General features: G+C 64.5%; 11 protein-coding genes and 1 riboswitch. Of the genes, 10 read left to right on the top strand and 1 reads right to left on the bottom strand.

Going from position 1 to position 12,560, the window contains the following annotated elements; translation table 11 throughout:
- Window positions 1–16 precede the first annotated feature (16 nt).
- Window positions 17–985, bottom strand: coding sequence for an AraC family transcriptional regulator (locus H3V53_RS03850; protein WP_336596798.1), 969 nt, complete (start codon window positions 983–985; stop codon window positions 17–19).
- A gap of 95 nt (window positions 986–1,080) precedes the next feature.
- On the opposite strand from H3V53_RS03850, the gene H3V53_RS03845 reads away from it, so the two are divergent.
- The 10 genes from H3V53_RS03845 (at window position 1,081) to H3V53_RS03800 (ending at window position 12,522) form a co-directional block, all read left to right on the top strand.
- The gene (locus tag H3V53_RS03845; protein ID WP_336596797.1) at window positions 1,081–1,914 is read left to right on the top strand and encodes an oxidoreductase; all 834 of its coding nucleotides are present in this window, start codon (window positions 1,081–1,083) and stop codon (window positions 1,912–1,914) included.
- Window positions 1,915–2,204: 290 nt separating this feature from the next.
- Window positions 2,205–2,324, top strand: a riboswitch (guanidine-I (ykkC/yxkD leader).
- Window positions 2,325–2,381: 57 nt separating this feature from the next.
- Window positions 2,382–3,449, top strand: a complete 1,068-nt coding sequence (locus H3V53_RS03840) for a putative urea ABC transporter substrate-binding protein (protein ID WP_054920283.1) — start codon at window positions 2,382–2,384, stop codon at window positions 3,447–3,449.
- Window positions 3,450–3,479: 30 nt separating this feature from the next.
- Entirely contained in the window at window positions 3,480–4,295 is an 816-nt protein-coding gene (locus tag H3V53_RS03835) for an ABC transporter permease (RefSeq protein WP_336596796.1), read from the top strand.
- On the top strand, window positions 4,292–5,065 hold the full coding sequence (locus H3V53_RS03830) for an ABC transporter ATP-binding protein (RefSeq protein ID WP_336596795.1): 774 nt from the start codon (window positions 4,292–4,294) through the stop codon (window positions 5,063–5,065). Before H3V53_RS03835 ends, H3V53_RS03830 begins: the two co-directional genes overlap by 4 nt.
- Window positions 5,066–5,101: 36 nt before the next feature.
- Window positions 5,102–5,809, top strand: coding sequence for an urea amidolyase associated protein UAAP1 (locus H3V53_RS03825; protein ID WP_336596794.1), 708 nt, complete (start codon window positions 5,102–5,104; stop codon window positions 5,807–5,809).
- Window positions 5,810–5,825: 16 nt separating this feature from the next.
- Entirely contained in the window at window positions 5,826–6,470 is a 645-nt protein-coding gene (locus H3V53_RS03820; protein ID WP_336596793.1) for an urea amidolyase associated protein UAAP2, read from the top strand.
- Window positions 6,461–6,586 (top strand): hypothetical protein, encoded by a 126-nt coding sequence (locus tag H3V53_RS03815; protein WP_336596792.1) that lies wholly within the window; start codon window positions 6,461–6,463, stop codon window positions 6,584–6,586. The genes H3V53_RS03820 and H3V53_RS03815 overlap by 10 nt, the downstream gene beginning before the upstream one ends.
- 93 nt (window positions 6,587–6,679) lie before the next feature.
- On the top strand, window positions 6,680–10,291 hold the full coding sequence (uca, locus tag H3V53_RS03810) for an urea carboxylase (RefSeq protein WP_336596791.1): 3,612 nt from the start codon (window positions 6,680–6,682) through the stop codon (window positions 10,289–10,291).
- A gap of 39 nt (window positions 10,292–10,330) precedes the next feature.
- Window positions 10,331–12,157, top strand: a complete 1,827-nt coding sequence (atzF, locus tag H3V53_RS03805) for an allophanate hydrolase (protein ID WP_336596790.1) — start codon at window positions 10,331–10,333, stop codon at window positions 12,155–12,157.
- A gap of 206 nt (window positions 12,158–12,363) precedes the next feature.
- A complete protein-coding gene (locus H3V53_RS03800) occupies window positions 12,364–12,522 on the top strand; it encodes a hypothetical protein (RefSeq protein ID WP_336596789.1) in 159 nt (52 codons plus the stop codon).
- Window positions 12,523–12,560 lie beyond the last annotated feature (38 nt).

The raw sequence follows: 12,560 nt of genomic DNA, 5'->3' as shown, positions 1-12,560 counted from the left end.
ACGGATGGGGTGAGGTTCAGTGCGACGAGACATACGTCGCATCGGCAAACGCTGGCACGGCGAAGTTTTCGCGCATGCGTCGGGCCTCTGCTGCTGGCGTCGCACCGAAGAGGCGCTTGAACTCCCGGCTGAACTGCGAGGGACTGGTGTAGCCCACGGCGTGGCTCGCGGCGTCGGCGCTCAGGCCCTGGCGCACCATCAGCAGACGGGCCTGATGCAGACGCGTCGATTTGACGTACTGCATGGGCGATACCTGCGTGATCGCCTTGAAGTGGCTGTGGAAGCTCGGAACGCTCATGCCCGCCTCCCCAGCAAGCTGCGCGACGTCGAGACACTGCGCGTAGCCGGCGTGGATGAGGCGCAGCGATCGGGCGATCCCGCCGAACTGCCCGCGCATCGCAAGCGCCTCCCTCATCGAGCGGCCCTGTGCTCCCGTCAGCACACGGAAGTACAGTTCGCGCAGCAGGCCGCGGCCCAGTACGGCGGCTTCAAGCGGCCGATGCATCGCTTCGAGGAAGCGCAACACAGACGACTGCATGGCGTCGTCCATCGCCGTCGACATCATGCTCTGCGGGGCCTGTACCCGTTGCGTGACGCCTTCGCGATCGATCTGCGCCGCGAGTTCGGCGGCCATGCTGAAATCGAGGTGCAGGTACAGCGCAAGCAGTGGGCGTTGCGGCGTCGCATCGGTTTCCATCGTGAATGGCACAGGCACGGACACAGCGAGATAGTGACGTTCGTCGTAGAGATAGAGCTGATCGCCGAAGTAGCCACGCTTGCGGCCCTGACACACAATCACAATGCCGGGGTCATATAGGACCGGCGTGCGCGACAACGCCCGGTTCGAACGCAGAATGCGCACGCTCGGCAGCGGCGTCAAACTGTAGCCCTCGTCGGGCGCCAACTCGCGCAAGAGGGCCACGATGCGGTCCTGGTTTTCGCGGGAACGTTCGGGCCGCCGCCTGGGGGCAGGTTTTGCGTTCATAGTTTTGTGCAAGAAAATTAGCGGAATCGGCCTTCTTTAGTCAAGTCTGCAAGATTAGCATGCAGTTTTTGGTCAACATGACGGAGCGTGCTTCCATGCAACTCAGCAAAACTATCCTGATCACGGGCGTCAGCAGCGGGTTTGGCCGAGCGCTCGCGCAAGAGGCGCTCGCGAGCGGCCACACGGTTGTCGGCACGGTGAGAAGTTCGCAGGCCAAGCGCGATTTCGAGTCCCTCTCCGCGCGAAGCGCGTTCGGACGGATTCTTGACGTGACGGATTTCGACGCCATCGACGGCGTCGTCTCGGAAATCGAGGCGAGCGTGGGGCCCATCGATGTGCTGGTCAACAATGCCGGCTATGGGCACGAGGGCGTCATGGAAGAGTCGCCTCTGTCGGAGATGCGTCGACAGTTCGATGTGAATGTCTTTGGTGCAGTCGCGATGATGAAGGCGGTATTGCCCTTTATGCGGACACGCCGACGCGGGCACATTCTGAATATCACGTCGATGGGCGGATTCATCACGATGCCCGGCATCGCGTATTACTGCGGAAGCAAGTTCGCGCTTGAAGGCATTTCCGAAGCCCTTTCCCAAGAGGTCAAGCACCTTGGTATCGCTGTGACAGCCGTGGCGCCCGGCTCTTTCCGGACCGACTGGGCGGGCCGCTCAATGACGCGAACGCCCCGGTCGATCCCGGATTACGACGATGTCTTCGACCCCGTGCGTCAAGCTCGCGAGCAGAAAAGCGGCAAGCAACTGGGGGACCCTCGCAAGGCAGCACGCGCGATGCTCGCGGCGATCGCTGCAGACAACCCGCCCGTTCATCTTTTACTCGGCAGCGATGCACTCGGCCTGGTGCGAGGCAAGTTGTCGGCGCTCGAAGACGAGATCCGGGCATGGGAGACAGTCACGGTCTCGACGGACGGTTGATCAAGCTCTCATTCAGCGGTTCGATACCCGCGTCGTGATCAGTCACGTTGCCGGCGCCGGGCCTGGTCGATCTCAGTGGAAACAGTCGTCCGCTCGGCGAAACGCCGCGCGGGTCAGTCAGCAGGCACCCGATTAGTGCCTGAGCGCCCATGCGTATCGAGACTGCGCATCAAGCTTGTGCATGGCTCGCGCAGTAACACCGCGAATGTCCGTATCGACGGCGATGGCACGCTTATCGCTTAATGACGCGCAGGAGCCGGTGCAGCATCCGGTTTAGCAGTCACAATCTGGAAATGGACGACTAGGGTTCCGGTCCCGTCTCGATGCCGCAACAGCATTCGACACGCGACGCTGGTCCGAGAGTTGTCGACCTCAACGAGGTTACACGGCGGGACAAAAGCCCGGGAGAGAACGCGATGCGTCGCGCCGCTCCTGCCGTCGATAACCGTCCCTGCGAGGTCAACCTCATGCGCAAGCTCCGTCTTTTCGCCGCTGCCGCCGTCGCTCTCTCCCTGTGCATTTCCACACCCTCATTCGCTCAAGCCAAAAAGGACTTCAAGGTCTGCTGGACCATCTACGCTGGCTGGATGCCGTGGGGCTACGCGAAGACCCAGGGCATCATGTCCAAATGGGCGAAGAAGTACGGCATCAATGTCGATGTCGTGCAACTGAACGACTACATCGAATCGATCAACCAGTACACGGCCGGCAAGTTCGATGGCTGCGCGATGACCAACATGGACGCGCTCACCATTCCCGCAACGGGAGGCGTGGATAGCACGGCGCTGATCGTCAGCGACTATTCGAATGGCAACGACGGCGTGCTCATCAAGGGCGCGGGCAAGAAGGTCGCCGATCTCAAGGGCCAGTCCGTCAATCTCGTCGAACTCTCCGTCTCGCATTATCTGCTGGCTCGCGCGCTCGAATCCGCGGGCATGAGCGAGCGCGACATCAAGACCGTCAACACGTCCGACGCCGACATTTCCGGCGCGTTCGCCACGCCCGCCGTCCACAACGCCGTCACGTGGAACCCGATGCTCGCCGACCTGAAGGCAAAGCCCAACGTCAGCGAAGTGTTCGACTCGAGCAAGATTCCCGGCGAGATCATGGACATGATGGTTGTCAACACGAAGACGCTTCAGGACAACCCCGCGCTCGGCAAGGCGCTCACGGGCGCATGGTTCGAAATCATGCAGACGATGCACGGCACGTCGCCCGACAGCCAGGCCGCGCTCACGTCGATGGCCAAGGCCTCGGGCACGGACCTCGCCGGCTACAAGGCGCAACTGTCGACCACCGCGCTCTTCTACACGCCGCAACAGGCGCTCGACTTCGCGACCAGCCCGAACATGCCGAAGATCATGACGCGCGTCGCGCAGTTCTCGTTCGATCACGGCCTGCTCGGCAAGGGCGCGCCGAATGCGGGCGCGGTCGGCATGGCGTTCGACAACAACGTGGTCGTCGGCAGCAAGAGCAACCTGAAGCTGCGTTTCGATCCGACCTATGTGCGCCTTGCCGCACAAGGCAAGCTGTGAACGCCGCGTCAATCTGAGCAGGAGAGGCCCATGCGGCTCATCAACCGACATCCCGGCCGCACCGGCAGTCTGATGCTGTTGCTGCTGCCCTTCATCGTGCTGGTCGCGGTGTATTTCACGGGCTCGTCGCTGCGGCTGCAAGCGAACCCCGACGACAAGCTGCTGCCGGGCGCCACGCAGATGACGGACGCGCTGCGCGAATACGCGTTGACGCAGGACAAGCGCACGGGCGAATACATGATGTGGGACGACACGGTGTCGAGCATGAAGCGGCTCGGCATCGGGCTGGTTGCCAGCGCTGCAATCGCGCTCGTGTTCGGCATCGCGACGGGCAGCATTCCGCTCGCGCGCGCCACGCTGTCGCCGTTCATCACGGTGATATCGATGATTCCCCCGCTTGCCGTATTGCCGATTCTCTTCATCGTGTTCGGCCTGGACGAGTTGTCGAAGGTCGTGCTGATCGTGATCGGCATCACGCCGATGATGATCCGCGATCTGCAGCAGCGCACGCGCGAGATTCCGGAGGAGCTGTGGATCAAGGCGCAAACGCTCGGTGCGTCGAGCTGGACACTCATCTTGCGGGTGATCGTGCCGCAACTGCTGCCGCGTCTTCTGATCGCATTGCGTCTCGCGCTGACTTCGGCGTGGCTGTTCCTGATCGCGGCGGAAGCGATTGCTTCGACCGACGGCCTCGGCTATCGCATCTTTCTCGTGCGCCGTTATCTCGCGATGGATGTGATCCTGCCTTACGTCGCGTGGATCACGCTGCTCGCGTGGTTCATCGACGAAGCGCTGCGCCGTCTTACGCAATGGGCGTTCCCCTGGTACAACGGAGGCCGCGCATGATCGAAATCCGCAACCTGTGGAAGCAGTACGGCGATCAGGTCGTGCTGGAGCGGCTCAATCTGCGCATTGCGGAAGGCGAGTTCTGTTCGATGGTCGGCGCGTCGGGCTGCGGCAAGTCGACGTTTCTGCGGCTGCTGCTCGGCCAGGAACGTCCGACACGCGGCCAGATCCTGCTTGACGGCGAACCGCTGCCGGCGGAGCCGGACCCGCATCGCGGCGTGGTGTTTCAGCGTTATTCGGTATTTCCGCATCTCACCGTGCTGCGCAACGTGATGCTTGGACTCGAACTGCCGCACGCACCCATCACGGGGCGGCTGTTCGGCGCGCGCCGCCGCCGCGCGCGCGATGAAGCCGTGGCGATGCTCGCGCGTGTCGGCCTGGCCGATTCGCTCGACAAGTACCCGCATCGGTTGTCGGGCGGCATGCAGCAGCGGCTCGCGCTCGCGCAGGCGCTCGTGATGAAGCCGCGCGTGCTGCTGCTCGACGAACCCTTCGGCGCGCTCGACCCCGGCATCCGCCGCGACATGCACGATCTGCTGACCGCGCTGTGGCGCGAGGCGCGGCTCACCGTCTTCATGGTCACGCACGACCTGAAAGAAGGCTTCACGCTCGGCAGCCGCGTGCTGGTGTTCGACAAGGTGCGCATCGATCCGCAAGCGCCGCAGGCTTACGGCGCGCGCATCACCTACGACATTCCGCTCGAACGCAACGGCGTGCGCGAGCCGCAGGCGGTCACGGCGATTCCGCCGCTGCTTGCCGTGCCCGCGTGAACCGTGCAACCGATGCAAACGAATCAAGGACACGACATGAACGAAACACTGCTCGACGAAACCGTGCCCGGTGGCGGCCACGCGTCGTTGATCGTCAAGCGCGGCCAGTTGCTGCGCGTCACCGACGTGCGCGGCGGCGCGAACGTCAGCATGCTGCTCTTCAACGCCGCCGAGAAAAGCGAACGGCTCAATCTGCCCGACACGCTGAAGTGCCAGCACACCGCAAAGCTGACGACAGGCCATTGCCTCTATTCCGACATGGGCCGCGTGCTCGCCGCGATCGTCGCGGATACGTGCGGGTGGCACGACAGTCTCGCAGGTGTGTCCGACGCCGCCGAAGTGCGCGAGAAATACGGCCAGGGCCGCTATCAGGAATTGCGCAACGCGTTCTATCGCAACGGTACCGACAACCTGCTCGTCGAACTCGGCAAATGGGGGCTCGGCATCGCCGATCTGCTGATGACGCTGAATCTGTTCAGCCGCGTCGATGTGACCGATACGGGCGCGATGAAACTGGTCGAGGGCAATTCGAAGGCAGGCGATTACATCGAGTTATACGCACCGATGAACACGCTCGTCGTGCTGACGGCGATCCAGCATCCGCTCGACCCGAACCCGGAATACGCGCCAAAACCCGTGAAGCTCGCGCTGCGCGCCGCCGATCCGCAAGTGGCCGAAATCTGCCGCACGTCGTGCGACGAGAACGCGCGCGGCTTCATCAATACCGAACGATTCTTTCTCTGAGCGAGCGATGCGCGCCATGACGACAACCACTCTCACAGCCAGCACGCGAGACCCCGCCGATGCCATCTTCCGTGAAACGTTGCCCGCAGGCGAACCGTGGCTCAAGGAACTGAAGGCGGGGCAGACGCTGCGTATCCGTGACGTCGAGGGCAATCAGGCCATCGATACGCTCTTCTACAGCCTTGCGAATCCACGCGAGCGCTACGACGCGCAACGCACGCTGCGCCGCCAGCAGAGCCTCTATCTGACGACGGGCACCGTGCTCTATTCGAACCTCGGCAATCCGATGCTGACCATCGTCGCCGATACGTGCGGACGTCACGACACGCTCGGCGGCGCCTGCGCGCAGGAAAGCAACACCGTGCGCTATGCGCTCGAAAAGCGCTACATGCACAGCTGCCGCGACAATTTCCTGCGCGCCTGCGCGCACGACGGCCGCCTGTCGAAGCATGACATCGCCGCCAACATCAACTTCTTCATGAACGTCCCCGTGACGTCCGAGGGCGGCCTGACCTTCGAAGACGGCATCTCCGCGCCGGGCAAATACGTCGAATTGCGCGCGGAAATGGATGTGATCGTGCTGATCTCGAACTGCCCGCAACTGAACAATCCGTGCAACGCGTACAACCCCACTCCGGCGGAGATGACGATATGGAACTGAGCACGCTGCGGCTATGGTTCTACACGATGATGAAAGTGCGCGCGGAGCGCCTGGTGCCGAACAAGCCGCAGACCAGGCTGCCGGCGAAACCCGCGGAACAGCACACGAAACACTGAACATCGCGAGCAACCGACGCGACCTGCCGTGGACGACCTCGGCATGCATGCCCACGTGGCGGGACGACCCGCCCACGCATTGAACATCCACTCATGTTCGATAAAGTCCTCATTGCGAATCGCGGCGCGATTGCCTGCCGCATTCTGCGCACGCTGCGCGACCTGCACGTCGAAGGCGTGGCCGTCTATAGCGAGGCGGATCGCGCGAGCCGCCATGTCAGTCTCGCGGACACGGCGCGCAGCCTCGGCGACGGCGCGGCGAGCGTCACCTATCTCGACATCGGCAAGCTGCTCGACATCGCGCGCGTAGAAGGCGTGCAGGCGATCCATCCCGGCTATGGCTTTCTGTCGGAAAACGCGGCCTTCGCCGAAGCCTGCGAAGCGGCAGGCATCGCGTTCATCGGCCCGACGCCCGCGCAATTGCGCGCGTTCGGCCTGAAGCACACGGCCCGTGCGATCGCCGCCGAACAGGGCGTGCCGATGCTCGAAGGCACGGGCCTGCTGGACGATCTCGATGCCGCGCTCGAAGCGGCCGGGCGCATCGGCTACCCGGTCATGCTCAAGAGCACGGCGGGCGGCGGCGGCATCGGCATGCGCGTGTGCCGTGCCGCCGACGAACTGGCCGCGCAGTTCGACAACGTCAAGCGGCTCGGCCAGAACAACTTCTCCGATGCGGGCGTGTTCCTCGAAAAGTACATCGAAAAAGCGCGGCATCTCGAAGTGCAGGTATTCGGCGACGGCAAGGGCGGGGCGATCGCGCTCGGCGTGCGCGATTGCTCGGTGCAGCGGCGCAACCAGAAGGTGCTCGAAGAGACGCCTGCGCCCAATCTGCCTGAAGGCGTCGAAGCCGCGCTATGCGATGCCGCCATCCGGCTGGCGCAAGCCGTCGCGTACCGCTCGGCGGGCACGGTCGAATTCGTCTACGACAGCGACGCCGCGCGCTTCTATTTTCTCGAAGTGAACACGCGCCTCCAGGTCGAGCACGGTGTCACCGAACAGGTGTGGGGCGTCGATCTGGTGCGCTGGATGATTGAGCTCGCTGCGGGCACGCTCGCGCCGCTCGACGTGCTGTCGCGCGATCTGAAGCCGCAAGGCCACGCGATCCAGGCGCGTCTCTACGCGGAAGATCCCGGCCGCGATTTCAAGCCCTGTCCGGGCCTGCTCACGGACGTGTCGTTTCCTCGCGCCGATGGCCGCGCTCTGCGCATCGACACATGGATCGAAGCGGGTTGCGAAGTGCCGCCCTGGTTCGATCCCATGCTCGCCAAGCTGATCGCGTGGCAGCCGACTCGCGATGCAGCGCGCCACGCGCTCGACGCCGCGCTCGAAGCCTCACGCATCTACGGCGTCGAGACCAACCGCGACTATCTGCGCCAGATACTGGCCGACGCGCCGTTCGCAAGCGGGCAGCCGTGGACGCGCTGTCTCGAACATCTGCGCTACCGCGCGTCCACATTCGAAGTGCTGGGCGGCGGCACGCAGACCACCGTGCAGGACTACCCGGGACGTCCGGGCTATTGGGCCGTGGGCGTGCCGCCTTCCGGTCCGATGGACGACCGCGCGTTGCGCCTGGGCAACCGGCTGCTCGGCAACGATGCGCAAGCGGCCGCGCTCGAAATCACGATGAGCGGACCGACGCTGCGCTTCAACACCGACGCTGTCGTGATCGTCACGGGCGCCACGCTGCCTGTCTTGCTCGACGACGTGCCGCAGCCGATGAACACGACGCTCTACGTCGCGGCAGGCGCGACGCTCGCGCTCGGCACGATACGTGGCGCGGGCGCGCGCGCCTACTTGTGCGTGCGCGGCGGTCTCGATGTCGCGCAGTATCTCGGCAGCCGCAGCACGTTCACGCTCGGCCAGTTCGGCGGTCACGGCGGACGCGCGCTGCGAGCAGGCGACGTGCTGCATCTGCATCCGCTCGCGGACCGCGAAGCGGGCGCGACGTTGCCCGCAGCGCTCGTGCATCGCCTGGATGACGTGCGCGTACTGCGCGTGATCTACGGTCCGCATGGCGCGCCCGAGTACTTCAGCGCGCGCTATATCGAACAGTTTCTGGCGACAGACTGGGAGATCCACTTCAATTCGAGCCGCACAGGCGTGCGCCTGATCGGTCCGAAGCCAGAATGGACCCGCGCCGATGGCGGCGAAGCAGGGTTGCATCCGTCGAACATTCACGACAACCCCTACGCAGTGGGCGCAATCGATTTCACGGGCGATATGCCCGTGATTCTCGGCCCCGATGGACCGAGCCTCGGCGGCTTCGTGTGCCCTGTCACGATCATCGAAGCCGACCTGTGGCAGATCGGCCAGTTGAAGGCGGGCGACAAGGTGCGCTTCGTTCCCGTCGATATCGCGACCGCGCGTGCGGCGGCCCTCGCACGCGGCAAAGAAGTGGCAACGCTCGACGAACAGGCGCAGCGGCCTCTCGCTGACGATGGCGCGACGCTGTCATCGCCTGTCGTGCTGAACGTCGGCGAAGGCGATGAGCGGCTCGTTGCGCGCCTTTCCGGCGATACGCATCTGCTGCTCGAAATCGGACCGCCCGAACTCGATCTCGTGCTGCGCTTTCGCGGCCACGCGCTGATGCAATCGCTCGAAGCGCTGCAATTGCCCGGCGTGATCGATCTCACGCCCGGCATCCGCTCGCTGCAAGTGCACTATCAGCCGGAGCAACTGCCGCTTGACGCGCTGCTCGAACATGTCGCGTCGACATGGCAGCGCGTGCTGCTGCAACAGGATCTGCGCGCGCCGTCGCGCATCGTGCATCTGCCGTTGTCGTGGGATGACCCGGCGTGCCAGCTGGCGATCGACAAGTACATGACCACCGTGCGCAAGGATGCGCCGTGGTGTCCGAGCAATCTCGAGTTCATCCGCCGCATCAACGACCTCGAATCGATCGATGCCGTAAAGCGCATCGTGTTCGATGCGAGCTATCTCGTGATGGGCCTCGGCGACGTGTACCTGGGCGCGCCCGTCGCGACGCCGCTCGATCCGCGTCATCGTCTCGTGACGACGAAGTACAACCCGGCTCGCACGTGGACGGCGGAGAACTCGGTCGGCATTGGCGGCGCGTATCTGTGCGTGTACGGCATGGAAGGGCCGGGCGGTTATCAGTTCGTCGGCCGCACGCTGCAAATGTGGAATCGCTATCGCGACGTCGCGGATTTCGCGGGGCGTCCGTACCTGTTGCGCTTTTTCGACCAGATCCGCTTCTACGAAGTATCCGCCGACGAATTGCTGCGCATCCGCGAGTCGTTTCCGCTCGGGCGCTATCCGCTGCGGATCGAAGAGACGGAACTGTCGCTGGCCGACTATCAGGCGTTTCTCGAACGCGACGCGGACGATATCGCGCAGTTCCGCGCGCGTCAGCAACGCGCGTTTCAGGCCGAACGGCAGCGCTGGCACGAAGCGGGCAGCAACGAAGACGCGTTCGAACCGCCCGCTCCCGCCGATGCCGAGATCGCGCCGCTCACGGACGGCCAGATTGCCGTCGATAGCGAAATCGCGGGCAACTTGTGGCAAGTGCGCGTCGAGACGGGCGCGACCGTCGAAGCGGGCGACGTGCTGCTCGTGATCGAATCGATGAAGATGGAGATATCGGTGATCGCGCCATGTGCGGGCACAGTCGGCGAGATTCACGTGGCGCCGGGCTCGCCTGTGCGCGCGGGGCAACGCGTCGTCGTGATCGAACAGCACGCCTGAACCGCACCGCCATTCAACGCATTCAAGGAACCCTCGACAATGGATTCATTCGATCTGCGCCTTCCCGCGCTGCGCGCCGCGTATCGCGCGGGCCGCACCACGCCGCGCGCGCTGATTGCCGCGTTGCGCGAACGCGCTGCGACGCTGAACCCGGAGTACCGGCTTTTCATTCATCTGCTGTCCGACGCTGAGATCGAGCCCTATCTCGCGGCGCTGGATTCGGCCGACATCGATTCGCTGCCGCTCTACGGCGTGCCGTTCGCATTGAAGGACAACATCGATCTGGCCGGCGTGCCGACGACAGCCGCCTGCCCGGCATTCGCCTACACGCCGCGCGAATCCGCGACACTCGCAGCACAACTGATCGCGCTTGGCGCCGTGCCCATCGGCAAGACCAATCTCGACCAGTTCGCCACGGGCCTGAACGGCACGCGTTCGCCGTACGGCAAATGCCGCAACAGCGTGCATCCCGACTATCCTTCGGGCGGATCGAGCGCGGGCTCGTCGCTGGCCGTCGCGCTCGGTGTCGCGAGTTTCGCGCTCGGCACCGACACGGCGGGATCGGGCCGCGTGCCCGCCGCGCTGAACAATCTCGTCGGAACGAAGGGGACGAAGGGACTGCTGTCGACGGCGGGCGTGGTGCCTGCGTGCCGCACGCTCGATTGCGTGACGTATTTCACCGCGACCGCGAGCGAGGCGAGCGAACTGCTCGCGCTCACGGCGCGCCATGATCCCGCGGACGCCTACAGTCGTGCCAATCCGCAGTGGAACGATGCGTCGGCATTCGGTGCAGTGCAGCGCTTTCGCTTTGGCGTGCCGGCACAACTCGAATTTGCCGGCTGCGACGAAAGCCCCGCGTTATTTGCGCAGGCGCGCGCGGCGCTCGAAGCGATCGGCGGCGAGGCGGTGGAAATCGATTTCGCGCCGTTCGTGGAAGCGGCGCGGCTGCTCTACGATGGACCGTGGGTCGCGGAGCGCTACAGCGTGGCGGGCGCATTGGTGGAATCGCAACCCGACGCCGTGCTGCCCGTGATCCGCGACGTGCTGGCCAAGGCGCCCGGCGCGACGGCCGTCGATGCATTTCGCTCGCAGTATCGGCTTCAGGCGCTGAAGCAACGTTGCGATGCCGCGCTCGCGCAACTGGATTGCGTGCTCACGCCTTCCATTCCGCGCCCCGTCACGCTCGCCGAACTGGAGCGCGACCCCATCGGCGCGAACTCGCTGCTCGGGCATTACACGAACTTCATGAACCTGCTCGACTACGCCGCCGTCGCGACACCCGCCGGATTCATGCGCAACGGTCTGCCGTGGGGCGTGACGCTGTTCGGCCGCGCTTTTACCGACCAGTATCTGCTGAGCGTGGCCGATGCGTTGCATCGCAAGCTCGCTGTGCCGTTGATCGGCGGCGCACATGACGATGGCAGCGCGCGCGCTCGAAAAGCCCGCCACGACGGGATGAAGCTGGTCGTGTGCGGCGCGCATCTCGACGGGCTGGCGTTGAACGGCCAACTGAGGGCGCGCGGTGCCCGGCTCGTCGAAGCAACGACGAGCGCGCCGCGCTATCGCCTGTATGCGCTGGCGGCAGGGCCCACGCAGCGCCCTGGCATGATGCGCGATGCGGCGAATGGCGCAGCGATTGCCGTCGAAGTGTGGGAATTGCCGAGCGCCGAACTGGGTTCGTTTCTCGCGGGCATCGACGCGCCGCTCGCACTCGGGAAGGTTGAACTCGCGGACGGACGCTGGGAGACCGGCTTCGTGTGCGAAGCGTATGGCCTGAAAGGCGCAACGGACATCACCGGGTACGGCGGATGGCGTGCCTGGCTCCAACATCTCGAGCACGAGCGCATGAAAGCGACCACTGCGTGAGCGCGGCACGGGCGGGCGCCGCCATCCGTGGCGGCGCCTTCGTGACCTGGAGCATTCGTCGATATCGTTAAGAAGACGCTACAGTCGTATCAATCCTCCCGTTCATACAAAATCGCAACGACATCTCCCGTTGTTGCGCTATTCGCAGCGCCGACGCCGCGCGCAAACCACCCGCCATTCGCCCGTCACGTGCGATCGGGTCGCACTTGAAATACAGTCCCGGTAACGTATTCTGGCTTTACAAACGCGGGCAATCGAAGGGCAGCATCGACACGCCCCTCGACATGAAGAACGCCATCATCAGCAATCTGGAACAGGCGCGCACACACGGCGCCGCTCGCGCGGCGATGGCTGGCTGGGTGTGACCTGAATCACGCCTGAAAGCCGACGCACAGAGGGAGAG

It is taken from the genome of Paraburkholderia bengalensis (assembly GCF_037126505.1).
Lineage (GTDB): Bacteria > Pseudomonadota > Gammaproteobacteria > Burkholderiales > Burkholderiaceae > Paraburkholderia > Paraburkholderia bengalensis.
This window is presented reverse-complemented; position numbering and strand designations above follow the sequence as displayed.

Coding starts and splice junctions, on each gene's coding strand:
- H3V53_RS03850 (WP_336596798.1), bottom strand. CDS start 985: ATGAACGCAAAACCTGCCCCCAGGCGGCGGCCCGAACGTTCCCGCGAA.
- H3V53_RS03840 (WP_054920283.1), top strand. CDS start 2,382: ATGCGCAAGCTCCGTCTTTTCGCCGCTGCCGCCGTCGCTCTCTCCCTG.
- uca (WP_336596791.1), top strand. CDS start 6,680: ATGTTCGATAAAGTCCTCATTGCGAATCGCGGCGCGATTGCCTGCCGC.
- H3V53_RS03845 (WP_336596797.1), top strand. CDS start 1,081: ATGCAACTCAGCAAAACTATCCTGATCACGGGCGTCAGCAGCGGGTTT.
- H3V53_RS03825 (WP_336596794.1), top strand. CDS start 5,102: ATGAACGAAACACTGCTCGACGAAACCGTGCCCGGTGGCGGCCACGCG.
- H3V53_RS03835 (WP_336596796.1), top strand. CDS start 3,480: ATGCGGCTCATCAACCGACATCCCGGCCGCACCGGCAGTCTGATGCTG.
- H3V53_RS03820 (WP_336596793.1), top strand. CDS start 5,826: ATGACGACAACCACTCTCACAGCCAGCACGCGAGACCCCGCCGATGCC.
- atzF (WP_336596790.1), top strand. CDS start 10,331: ATGGATTCATTCGATCTGCGCCTTCCCGCGCTGCGCGCCGCGTATCGC.
- H3V53_RS03815 (WP_336596792.1), top strand. CDS start 6,461: ATGGAACTGAGCACGCTGCGGCTATGGTTCTACACGATGATGAAAGTG.
- H3V53_RS03830 (WP_336596795.1), top strand. CDS start 4,292: ATGATCGAAATCCGCAACCTGTGGAAGCAGTACGGCGATCAGGTCGTG.